The sequence below is a fragment of the Williamsia herbipolensis genome (assembly GCF_036153515.1).
GTDB lineage: Bacteria > Actinomycetota > Actinomycetes > Mycobacteriales > Mycobacteriaceae > Williamsia_A > Williamsia_A herbipolensis.
This window is the reverse complement of the sequence record NZ_CP108021.1, coordinates 3,530,660-3,543,272: the sequence shown is the minus strand read 5'-3', so window position 1 is coordinate 3,543,272 and position 12,613 is coordinate 3,530,660. Positions and strand designations below refer to the sequence as shown.

General features: G+C 70.3%; 5 protein-coding genes and 1 pseudogene. All 6 read left to right on the top strand.

Going from position 1 to position 12,613, the window contains the following annotated elements; translation table 11 throughout:
* Window positions 1–16 precede the first annotated feature (16 nt).
* The 6 genes and pseudogenes from OG579_RS16230 to OG579_RS16205 all read left to right on the top strand — a co-directional run bounded on the left by OG579_RS16230 (window position 17) and on the right by OG579_RS16205 (window position 12,485).
* Entirely contained in the window at window positions 17–4,030 is a 4,014-nt protein-coding gene (locus OG579_RS16230; protein WP_328856778.1) for a non-ribosomal peptide synthetase, read from the top strand.
* Window positions 4,031–4,068: 38 nt separating this feature from the next.
* The gene (locus tag OG579_RS16225) at window positions 4,069–5,874 is read left to right on the top strand and encodes an IucA/IucC family protein (protein ID WP_328859273.1); all 1,806 of its coding nucleotides are present in this window, start codon (window positions 4,069–4,071) and stop codon (window positions 5,872–5,874) included.
* Window positions 5,871–8,183 (top strand): penicillin acylase family protein, encoded by a 2,313-nt coding sequence (locus tag OG579_RS16220; protein ID WP_328856777.1) that lies wholly within the window; start codon window positions 5,871–5,873, stop codon window positions 8,181–8,183. Before OG579_RS16225 ends, OG579_RS16220 begins: the two co-directional genes overlap by 4 nt.
* Window positions 8,066–9,565, top strand: a pseudogene (locus tag OG579_RS16215) (condensation domain-containing protein); the annotation flags it as partial. The gene OG579_RS16220 and the pseudogene OG579_RS16215, both read left to right, overlap by 118 nt.
* Window positions 9,566–9,616: 51 nt before the next feature.
* A complete protein-coding gene (locus tag OG579_RS16210) occupies window positions 9,617–11,143 on the top strand; it encodes a pyridoxal phosphate-dependent decarboxylase family protein (RefSeq protein WP_328859272.1) in 1,527 nt (508 codons plus the stop codon).
* On the top strand, window positions 11,133–12,485 hold the full coding sequence (locus tag OG579_RS16205; protein WP_328856776.1) for a lysine N(6)-hydroxylase/L-ornithine N(5)-oxygenase family protein: 1,353 nt from the start codon (window positions 11,133–11,135) through the stop codon (window positions 12,483–12,485). The genes OG579_RS16210 and OG579_RS16205 overlap by 11 nt, the downstream gene beginning before the upstream one ends.
* The last annotated feature ends 128 nt before the right edge of the window (window positions 12,486–12,613 follow it).

The window sequence follows — 12,613 nt, the reverse complement described above, 5'->3', positions numbered from 1 at the left end:
ACGAAGGGGAGTCAACATGGTGGTCGATACAGCGGTGCCGACGCACGAGGTGTCGGCAGACGTGGTGTCGACGGTCGGGCAGGCGCTCGGCGTCGATCCGGCCGATCTCGATCCGCACGGCGACCTCATCGCCCAGGGTCTCGACTCGCTGCGGATGATGCGGCTCGCGGGTCACTGGCGCAAGCGCGGGCACGACATCGACTTCGCGCGCCTGGCGCAGGAACCGACCATCGACGCGTGGTCGCGCCTGCTCGCCGGACAGGCGGCCGCAGCCCAGCCCGCGGACGAGCAGCGAGCCGATACGGCCGCTGACGACGACCCGTCGTTCCCGCTGGCGCCCATGCAGCACGCCTATTGGGTGGGTCGTTCCGACAGCCACGACCTGGGTGGCGTCGCCGCACATCTGTACGTCGAGTTCGACGGCGCGGCAATCGATCCCGAGCGGTTCCGCGGGGCTGTCGCCGCACTTGTCGAACGCCATCCGATGACGCGGGTGGCCGTGGCCCCCGACGGCACCCAGCGGGTCGGATCGGCTCACCCGGACACGGTGCGCGTGCACGATCTGCGCCGTCGGTCCGATCAGGCGGTCGAGGAGTTCCTCGCGCAGCAGCGGCACCAGAACACGCACGCGATGCTGCCGGTCGAGGACGGTCAGGTGGTCCGTACCGATCTCACGCTGCTGCCCCGCGGTCGCACCCGTGTGCATCTCGATGTCGACATGATCGCCGCCGACGCCATGAGCTTCCGCGTCCTCGTCGACGACCTGGCCCGCCTGTACCGCGGCGAGCAGTTGACCCCGCTGCGTACCGACTTCCGCACCCTGTCGGCGGAGCGCACGTCACGGCCCGCCCGCGACGCCGACATCGCCTGGTGGCAGGCGCGTCTCGACGACCTCCCCGGACCACCGGAGCTGCCGCGTACCGACCCGACCGGCCCGGCGTCGACCCCGGCGGGCACGGCTGCGACGGTGCGACTGCACCACGTGATCGACGCGGCCGACCGCGAGCGTCTCGAGACCCAGGCACATTCGCGAGGCGTGACACCGGCGACCGCGGTCGCCGCCGTGTTCGCCGAGGCCGTCGGGACACACTCGGCCACGTCTCGCTTCCTGCTGACGGTTCCCCTCTTCGATCGCGACACCACCCACCCCGACGTCGAACGGGTGGTCGGCGACTTCACGTCCTCCCTCGTCGTCGCCGTCGATCTCACGGCGCCCCGCACGCTCGCCGAACGCGCCGTGGACATGCGAGCGGCAATGCACGACGCCGCGGCGCACGGCACCGTGAGCGGACTCGACGTGTTGCGCGACCTCAGCCGCCGCCGCGGGGAACCGGTGGTGTCGCCGGTGGTGTTCACGAGCGCACTCGGCCTCGGCGAACTGTTCTCCCCCGCCGTGACCGAGGTGTTCGGCACGCCCACGTGGATCGTGTCGCAGGGCCCGCAGGTCCTTCTCGACGCTCAGGTCACCGAGATCGACGGCGGGTTGCTGGTGAACTGGGATGTCCGCGCCTCCGATCTCGATCCCGCTGTCGCGCAATCGATGTTCGACCACTACGTCGCACTGCTCGACCTGCTGATCGCTGGTGACTGGGAGCGGCCGGCACCCTCGAGTGTCCCGGCCGAGGTGATCGCCGAGCGGCGCGCCGTCGAGCATCCGCTGCCCGTCACCGACACCTTCGACGGCACACTGCACCGCCGCCTGCTCGACCTCGCCACCCACCGCGCCGACACCCCGGCACTCATCGACGGCGAAACGACCTGGACGCACGGTGAACTCGCCGACCGCGCCCGACGGGTGGCGGGAGCACTGCGCGCCGCCGGTGTCGGAGCCGGCGACACCGTCGTGGTCACGATGCCCAAGAGTGCCGCGCAGATCGTCGCGGCCGTCGGGGTTCTCGCCGCCGGCGCCACCTACGTCCCGATCTCCCCGTCGCAGCCCGACGACCGCCGCGACCGCATCGTCTCGGTCGCGACCCCTGCGGCGGTGCTCACCGATCGGGCCGACCGCGTGACCGACACCGCGCTCGCCGTCGTCGTGTTCGACGACACCGCATCCGCCCCGCCGCTCGACCCCGCCGACGACACGAGCGGTCCCGACTCGCTCGCCTACATCCTGTTCACCTCGGGGTCGACCGGCACACCCAAGGGTGTCGAGGTCCCCCATCGCGCCGCGGTGGCCACGCTGACCGACCTGACCGATCGCTACCGACTCGACGCCACCGATCGCGCCCTCATGGTGTCGTCGCTGGAGTTCGACCTGTCGGTGTTCGACATCTTCGCCCTGCTCGCCGTCGGTGGTGCGGTCGTCGTCGGTGACGACGACCCCACCACGCGCGTCGATTCGTGGGCCCGCGCCCTGCACGAGCAGTCGGTCACCGTACTCAACTGCGTCCCTACGGTTCTCGGGATGCTCCTCGACATCTCCGACATGCCCACGTCGCTGCGGGTGGTGCTCACCGGCGGCGACCGGGTGGAGGTGGCGCATCTGCGTCGCATCGCCGAGCAGGTGCCCGGGGTCGGTGTCGCGGGCCTCGGCGGTACCACCGAGACGGCGATCCACTCGACCGTCTGCGCACTGGCCGACGTCGGGGACCACACCGGTTTCGTCCCGTACGGCACGCCGTTGCGCGGCGTGCGCTGCCGGGTCGTCGACGCCATCGGCCGCGACCGACCTGATTTCGTACCGGGTGAGTTGTGGATCGGCGGCGACGGTGTGGCCGCGGGCTATCGCGGCGACCCCGACCGCACCGCCGAGAGGTTCGTCGAGGTCGACGGTGTGCGGTGGTACCGGACGGGCGACGTCGCGCGCTATCTGCCAGGGGCGTTCCTCGACTTCCTCGGCCGCGACGACCACATGGTGAAGATCCGCGGCCATCGCGTCGAGCTCGGCGAGGTCGAGGCCGCACTCCTGCGCCTGGGGCCGGTGTCGGCCGCGGTGGCCTGGACCGACGGACGCGACCTGCGCGCCGCGGTCACCGTCGGGGCAGCGGAGACGCCGGAACCCACGGATCTCGCCGACGCGCTGCGGGATCTGCTCCCCGCGCACATGATCCCGCGGTCGATCACTGTCGCCGACCGACTGCCGTTGACGCCCAACGGCAAGCTCGACCGCGCCCGCGTCGCCGCCGAGTTCGGCGATGCCGGGTCGGCGGAGTCGATCGCCCCGCGTACGCCGGTCGAGAAGGCCCTCGTGACGGTGCTCGAGACCATCCTCGACACGCGACCGATCGGTGTCACCGACGAATTCGTCGCCCTGGGGGGCGATTCGGTGCTCGCGACCCGTTTCGTTGCGCAGATCCGCCGATGGCTCGCGGTTCCCGGCGCCACGGCGTCGGTGACCGTCGCCGACATCTTCACCCACCGGACGGTCGCCGGTCTCGCGACACGACTGGACGAGCTGCACGGTGCGTCGATCACCGAGGTCGCCGAGGTCATGCTCGACGTGCTGGGTCTCTCCGCCGGCGAGGTCGCCTCCGAACTGGGCCGGACGAGCCCGGCGATCACCCATCGCCGCATCGATCTCGACACCGACGTCGACCTCGTGCACCGCTGGCTCACCCATCCCAAGTCGCACTTCTGGGACATGGCGAGCGCCACCCGAGCGGAGGTGGTCGCGCTGATCACCCACGCAGACGCAGGCGGTTTCGGTATGCGACTCGGCATCGTGGACGGCGACCCGCAGTTCCTGTTCGAGCTCTACGAGCCACGGACGAGCGAACTCGCCGACGCCGGTACCGGGTACGTCCACGAGCCCGGGGACATCGGGATGCACCTGCTCGTCGCGCCGACCGATGCACCGGTGGCGGGCTTCACCGCGTCGGTCATGCGCCACATCATGCGGACCGCGTTCGGCGAGGCCGAGGCGCGACGTGTCGTGGTCGAGCCCGACGTCCGCAACACCGCCGTGCACCGACTCAACGAGCTGGTGGGGTTCCGCGTCGAGGGCGATCACCCGGTCGGTGCAAAGATGGCGCGTCTGAGCTACTGCACGGCAGGCGATTTCGCGGCGACCGAGTCGGGAGACTCGTGACCTCGACAGTGTCGCCGGTGGCCGACGGTCGTGCCGACATGGCGACGGTGTACGGGCGGCGTATGGCCCGCAAGGTGCTGGCCGAGTTCGCCCACGAACAGATCATCCACCCGATCCCGATGGGCGTTGACCCCGATCACACCGACGATCGGGACACCTCGGGTCCCGGCTCGATGTACCTGGTGCTGTCCGACGACCAGCGCACCGAGTACGTCTTCCGCGCCGAGGTGCTCCTCCTCGACAACTGGGTGATCGACGAGCCCTCGATCCGCCGCCTCGTCGACGGCACCGAGGTTCCCGTCGACCCCGTCGCCGTCCTGCTCGACCTGCGTGAACGCCTCGGGATCGATCCCGACGCCGTTCCGGCATATCTCGAGGAGTTCGTGAACACACTCGGTCTGGGTGCCGATCGACCCGAGCACCTGCGCATCCCGGCCGCCGACCTGGCCTGCGCGGACTTCCAGACCATCGAGCAGACGATGACCGAAGGGCATCCCTGCATCGTCGCCAACGCCGGCCGTATCGGGTTCAGCTCCACCGACGTCGCCCGTTATGCGCCCGAGCGCGGCGAACACTGTCGCCTCGTGTGGGTCGCCGCACCGCGGGAACACTGCGATGTCGCGGCGATGACCGATCACGACCACCGGGACCTCCTGGTCGACGAACTGGGCGCGGCGACCCTCGCTCGCTTCGACGCGGTCCTGCTCGCGCGAGGACTCGAGCCCGCCGACCACCTCTACCTCCCCGTGCACCCGTGGCAGTGGAACGAGAAGGTGACACGTGTGTTCGCGCGGGAACTCGCCGACGGGACACTGGTGTTCGTGGGGGAGGGTGACGACCTCCATCGGCCGCAGCAGTCGATCCGAACGCTGTTCAACGCCACCGACAACCGTCGGCACTATGTCAAGCTCGCACTGTCGATCACCAACATGGGCTTCACCCGCGGGATGTCGGCCGACTACATGCGCACCACACCCCTGATCAACGACTGGGTGCGCGACCGGGTCGGCGACGACGAACACCTCCGGGAACTCGGCTTCGCCATGCTGTTCGAGGTCGTCGCGATCGGCTACCGCAACCCCGTGCTGCAGAGCGTCACCACGCCCGGTTCGGAGTACCGCAAACTGATGTCGGCGCTGTGGCGACAGAGCCCCGTCGGACTCGTCGCCGAGCACGAGCAGCTCATGACGATGGCCGCGTTGCTCCACGTCGACCACCGGGGCGATCCGTTGGTGGGAGCGCTCATCCGCCGCTCGGGACTGCGTGCCACGGAATGGCTCTCGCGCTACCTGCGGGCCTACCTCCACCCGATCATCCATCTCCTCTACCGCCACCGGCTGAAGTTCTCACCGCACGGCGAGAACCTCATCCTCGTGCTCGACGGCGGCGTGCCCGTGCGGGCGATCCTCAAGGACATCGGCGAGGAGGTCACCATCGGTGACGACGCCCCCGGGTTACCCGAGTCGTGCCGACGCGCGGTCGTGCACACCGACGACGCCATCGGCAATCTCGGCATCCTGTCCGACGTCTTCGACGACTTCCTCCGCCCACTCGCGGGCATCCTGCACCAGGCCGGTCTCTGCGACGACATGTCGTTCTGGACAGCCGTCGCCGACAGCGTGACCGAGTACATCACCGCCCACCCCGAGCTCGCCGACCGCTTCGCCCGGTGGGATCTGTTCGCACCCGACTTCGGTGCGATCCACATGAACCGGCTGCAACTCGGCAACAGCCGCCGCATGGTCGATCTCGGCGACTCCTACGCCGCACTCCTCGACACCGACCACCGCCTCGTCAACCCGATCGCCCGGTTCGCCCCCTCGCCGACCGCGGAGCATCCGTGACCGCTCCCTGCGACGCCCAGGGTGTCGAGATCCTCCGCGACGCATGGGGGATCCCGCACATCCGTGCCGATTCCGCACGCGGGGCCCTCTACGGACAGGGACGCGCCTGCGGGATGGACCGCGCCTGGCAGATCGAATTCCTCCGGCTCCGGTCGGAGGGCCGCACCGCCGAGGTCTTCGGCGCCGACGCCATCGGCTGGGACGAGTTCGCCCGGCGCGCCGGGATCGACCGTGCCGCACGCACGATCCTCGCCCGCTCGTCGGTCCGGACACGAGAACTGTTCGGCGCGTATGTCGACGGGGTCAACAGCACACTGGGGACCGCCGAGGCGCTCGAGCTCACCGAGCTCGACCACCGGCCGCTGCCCTGGCGACCGTGGACACCGATCGCGGTGTTCATCACCCACAACATCCTGTTCGGCCGCTTCCTCACCAAGCTGTGGAGGGTGCACGCCTGCACCCATCTCGGCGCGGATGCGCTGCGCCTGTTCGACTTCGAGAGTCCGGCCGCCCCCGACCCGGATGACCCCTTCGATCCGCCGCTGCCCGACGCGGCCTTCGTCGAGACCGTGCTCGCCGAGTTCGCCGCCGGCGCCATCGGGACCGAGCCTCCCGGACCCACGCCGCTCAGCGACGCGATCAGCGGCAGCAACGCGTGGGGCATCGCCGCCGCACGCTCGGCGAGCGGGACACCGCAGATCGCCGGCGACCCGCACCGCTTCCTCGAACTCCCCGGGATCTACCTCCAGACCCACCTCGCGTCACCGGAATTCGACGTCGTCGGGTTCGCGTTCGCCGGGGTCCCGGGGGTGCCGCACTTCGCCCACGCGGGTCCGGTCGCGTGGGGCATCACCAACGCGATGGGCGACCACCAGGACGTCTACATCGAACACCTCTCGCGCCGCGACGGCTCCGTGACCGCGCGGGGCCCGCACGGCGACGTCGCGGTCACCACGTGGACCGAATCGATCACGGTGCGCGACGCCGAACCGGTACCGGTCGAGATCATCGAGACCACACACGGATCGGTGATCGTCGGCGGACCCGACGCACCCATCGCACTGAGCCTGCGCACCCCGATCCTGCACCACGACAACACGACCGCCGACCCGTTCATCGACCTGCTGTTCGCGACGTCGATCGCGGGTGTCGAACGCGCCCTGCGTGACTGGGTGGAGCCGGTCAACCGCGTCGTCATCGGCGACACGAGCGGTCGACTGGTCGCGCACCTCGTGGGGGCGATGCCCGAACGCACCCCGGAGAACTACTGGCTGCCGGTGCCGGCGTGGACCGACCGTCACCGGTGGACGGGGATGCGCACGACGTCCGTGCACGACGGAGCGGAGTCACCCGACGTCACGTCGTTCTCCGTCATCGCCAACCAGCGCATGACCACCGCGACACTCCAGCCGGTCACCACCGAATGCGTCCGCGCCGATCGCGCCGACCGGATCGCGGCCCTTCTCGAGGCCAAGGCGCACCACAGCGTCGCCGATGCCGAACGCATCCATCGCGACGACGTGCTCGACGCGCGGGACATCGTGCTGCGACTCCTCGACGAGATCGACGGACTCGACGAGCGCGCACGACGGCTGGTCGCCCGCCTCGACGGGTGGGATCGATCGATGGCGGTCGAAAGCACGCAGGCCTACGTGTTCGCCGAGATCCGTGCCCATCTCGTCCGCGGACTGATCCGGTCACCCGCCCTGCAGCCGTTGGCGACGAGGCACGTGTTCCCTGCGGTGTTCGACCCGTGGTTCGTCTCCTTGCCCCGGGTGTCGGCGGCGCTGGAATCGGTGATCGCGCACGCGGGTGGACTCGGGGCCGAGGTCGGCGCCATCCTGCGCGAGGCCGTCGACGCCGTCGCCTCCGGGCTCGAACACCTCGACGACATCCCCACGTGGGGTGACGTGCACGTGCTCACCCCGATCCACGGATTCGACCTCGTCGGTGCGACGACGGCCCACCCCGCGCTGTCCGCGCGGCTGCGCCCCCACCCGCATGCACTCGGCGGCGACGCCGAGACGGTGTTCGCCAACGGCAGCGCCATCGGTTTCAGCCACGCCTGCAGCGTCGGTTCGGCCGCGCGGTTCGTGTGGGACCTCGCCGACCGTTCCGCGAGTCGATGGGTGGTCCCCCTCGGCGCCTCCGGCGACCCGCGCCATCCGACGTACGAGAACCAGTCGCACCGATGGGCGCGCGGCGATCTGTATCCCGTCGTCGATTCCTGGGACCGGCTGTCGACCATCGCCGCGCTTGGCGACGACACGACCGCAACGACCGACCACCTGATGATGGAGGACGCGTGAGCGTACTGGACGAATCACGACTCGAGCTGATGCGACGACGCCTCGCCGGTGTCGACGCCGGAGGATCGGCCACGGGTACACCCCCGACCCCTGACGCCGCACACGATCCGTCGCCACGGCTGCACGGCGAGCTCGGTGTCGCCGAGCGGCGGATGTGGCGGATCCACCAGCTCGACCCCGAATCCGTCTCGCACAACATCGGTCTGGTGCTGACATTCACCGATGGCCGCAGCACCGACGAGGTGGTCACCGCCCTGCAGGAGACGCTGCGCAGCCCGGTCCTGTCGTCGGTCCTCGTCAACGACGAGGGTGTCGTGCGACGGGAATCCGCCGATGTCGAGGGCGGATGGTCGGTGCCCGACACCGTCTGGGAGTGGCCCGCGCACGCCGAGGGCGCCGCGGCCCCCGGCGATGTGGACGAGACCTCGCTCACCCGCCGGCCGTTCCGACTGGCCGAAGAGGTGCCGGCCCGCGCGCGCCTCACCGTGGCGCCCGACGGGACGTGCACGGTGATCCTCGTCGTCCACCACATCGCCGTCGACGGAACCTCGTGGCCGGCGCTGTTGGGGCCCCTCGTCACCGGCACATCCGCCGTCACCCCGGTCGCCGGTGTCGCCGCGGACCGGGCGGCACCGCAGGTCGACGACGCACTGCGCCATGCCCTGTCGACCTGGGCTGCCGACGACATCCGCCATCCGCTGACCGGGGCCCTGCCCACGGAGTCGGCCGAACAGAGCTGGATCACGCCGCTCGACGAGGGTGCGGTGACGCGCGACCGGCGCGCACTGGACCCCGCGGTGGTCGCCGCACTCGGCGAGGTCGCCCGCGAGGTGGGCGCGACATCGAACGCGCTCATGATCGGGGTGTGCGCCCTGGCCGCGCACTCGCTCACCGGCGCCGACGATCTCGTGATGCTGGTCCCCAGCGAGAACCGACGCTCCGACGAGGATCCCCGCGAGGTCGGCTACTGCGGCACCATCGTGCCGATCCGATGCACGGTCGACCCGACGGCGTCGGTGCGCGAGTCGCTGCGCCGCATGATGTCGGCGATCTACTCGTCCATGGAGTTCGCATCGATCGACTACGGCACCCTGCTCACCGCGCTCCGCGCCCGCGGCGGGCGATTCCCCGTCGCCGACGTGATGGCCTCGGTCCGCAGCGCGCCGGTACGTGGTGTCACGGAGACGGGGAGCGGCGTCGACTACCGGTCGGTGTCGACCGGCGTCGGCGGGTACCCGCTGAGCTACGCCTTCGAGATCACCGACGACGGAATACATCTCGAGATCGACCATCGCACCGACATCCCCGAGTCCGAGGTGACGCAGCGCGCGCCGGCCGTCGCGATGGGTCTCCTCGCCGAACTGCCCGACAACCTCGACTCGACTCTGGCCGACCTCGTCGACGCGGTGCGCGCGGCGTGCGCGTTCCCCGAGTTGCCGACGCGGCGATCTCGTTTCGCCTCCCCCGGTCGGGGGTGGGCGCAGGTCGGAGCCGATCTCATCCGCATGGCCGAATCGGTCTCCGACACCGCCCACCACGGCGCCCCGCTGCCCCATGGACTGCCGGGCGACGTCCTCGACGAGGTCGACTCCGCCCTCGGTCCGCGGGTGATCCCGTCGGCCGGTGTCGGAGAATCGCAGGCGCTGGCCCGCCTCGGTGACCTCGTCGCGCGCCACGGACTCGACCTCACCCACACCCGCACCGCGGCGCATCTGCAGCCACCACCGCTCACGGTCGCGGTCGTCGCCGACGCCCTCGCCGGTGCCACCAACGCCTCGCTCGACACCTACGATTCGGGTCCGGCGACCCTGGCGATCGAGCAGTGGATGATCGCGGCGCTGGCCGACCTCGCCGGACTCGGGGCGGGCGCGGGCGGCGTGTTCGGTCCGGGGGGTTCGTACTCGAACCTGCTGGCGTTGTTGATCGCCCGCGATCACGCGGCCTCGGCACTCGGACTCGACACCCGCACCGACGGCACCGGCGCGCTGCCCCGTCCGGTCGTGTTCTGCTCGCGGATCGCGCACTTCTCCATCCATCGCGCCTGCGCCGCACTGGGGCTCGGTGAGTCCGCGGTGGTCGGCATCGACGTCGACGACGACCACCGCATGCTGCCCGCAGCGCTGGAGTCCGCTCTCGCCGCCGCCGGTGACCGGACCCCGGTCGCCGTGGTCGCCACCGCGGGGACCACCGATTTCGGCACCGTCGACCCGCTACCGGAGATCGCCGCCATCGCCCGTCGACGCGGCGTGTGGTTGCACGTCGACGCCGCATACGGTTTCGGGTCGCTGTTCTCCGATCGGCTCGCCGGGCTGGTCGAGGGCATCGACCGCGCCGACTCGATCACGCTGGATCTCCACAAGATCGGGTGGCAGCCCGCCGCGGCGAGCGTGTTGCTGCTCGCCGACTCCGGGCGTTTCGCCGCGGTCGACCGGTCGGTGTCGTATCTCAACCCCACCGACGACATCGAGGCCGGCTACGGCGGCCTGCTGGGACAGACCCTGCAGACCACCCGGCGGCCGGATGTTCTCAAGGTGGCCGCGACGTTCCTCGCCTACGGCAGGCTCGGGCTGGGATCGATGCTGGACCGATGCCACGAGCTCGCACGGCACGCCGAGCAACGGATCGCGACCGAACCCCACCTCGAGTTGATCGCCCCGGTGACCCTCACGACGGTTGTGTTCCGTTACCGCTGCGCCGATCTCGACGCCGTGAACGCCGAGCTCCGCCGCCGACTCATCCGGTCCGGGGCGGCGCTCATCGGCCGCACCCGTGTGGTGACCGCCGGCGCCGACCGGCCACAGGTCTGCCTCAAGCTGACCCTGCTCAATCCCGAGGCCCACGAAGCCGACATCGACGCGCTCTTCGACGACATCATCCGCGTGGCGCTGGAGGTCGAAGCCGAGAACACCCGTGCCCTGTCCACTGATGCAGATGCGCTGGAGGCATCCCATGAGCACTGAGTTCCCCCGTAGCGTCGACGTTCTCGCGATCGGGTGCGGTCCGTTCAACCTGGGGCTCGCCGCCCTGGCGTCCACTGTCGACGACCTCGACCTGCTCGTCGTCGACGCACGCCCGGAGTTCCGGTGGCATCCCGGGCTGATGTTCGACGACGCGACGCTGCAGGTCAGTTTCCTGTCCGATCTCGTCTCTCTGGTCGAGCCGACGCACCCGATGTCGTTCCTGGCCTACCTCGCCGACGTCGACCGCCTCTACCCGTTCCTCGTGCGCGAGAACTTCTTCCCCACACGCATCGAGTACGAGGCGTATCTGCTGTGGGTCGTCGAGCGACTGGGATCACTGCGCTGGGACACCTCGGTCTCCGAGGTGCACTTCGACCCCGAGACCGACTCGTTCCGTGTGATCGTGACCTCCGGGGGACAACGGTCGACCATCCACGCGGCCCACGTGGTGTGCGGTGTCGGTACCGAACCGCATCTGCCCCCATCGCTCTCGACGGGCGAGGCGCGATCCCCGTCGCTGATCCACAGCGGCGAGTACCTCGATCACCGGGCCCGCGCCCACGCCGCCGAGGCGGTGACCGTCATCGGGTCGGGCCAGTCGGGCGCGGAGATCGTGGTCGACCTGCTCGAGGCGAACCTCGGCGGCGGACCCGCTGTGCGGTGGTGGACCCGCACCGGGTGGTTCGCCCCGCTCGACTTCACGAAGCTGTCGCTGGAGATGACGACGCCGGCGTACATGGACTACTTCCACTCGTTGCCCGAACAGACACGCGACACCGTGCGCGCGGGACACTGGCAGTTCCACAAGGGCATCTCGGCCGACACCCTCGAACGTCTCCACGATCTGCTCTACCGCCGCCAGCTCGCCGGCAAGCTACCCCCGGTGCAGTTGCGCGTGGGGGTGTCGGTCACCGGTCTCGAGGCGCAACCCGACGAGCGTCTCCGCATCCATGCCCGCCACGACGACACCGGCGCGACCATCGCCCACACCGCCGATCTCGTCGTCGCGGCCACCGGCTATCGACCGCGCAGCACAGCGTTCCTCGATCCCCTCGACGGGCTGATGGAGCGGGATTCGCGGGGCCGCCCGGTCATCGACAACGACCACTCGGTGGTGATGCGCGAGGGCCTCGAGCGTCGCCTGTTCGTCGCGAACGCCGAGGAACACAGTCACGGGGTGTCGTCGCCGAACCTCGACATCGGGGCGGTCCGCAACGCCCGGATCCTCAACGCGGTCACCGGTCGGGAGGTCTACCGCCTCCCCGGCCACACCGCGTTCACCACCTTCGGCCCCGACGACGACGAGGTCGTCGACGCCGCCGCCCCGCAGGTGGGCACCTAAAGCCCGCAGTTGGGCACGTAACGCCCTCGGTTGGGCACGTAACGACCGCAGTTGGGCACCTGATGACCGCAGTTGGGCAGCGCGACGCGTCGGTGCCCAACTGGCTGCGTTACGTGCCCAACTGGCGT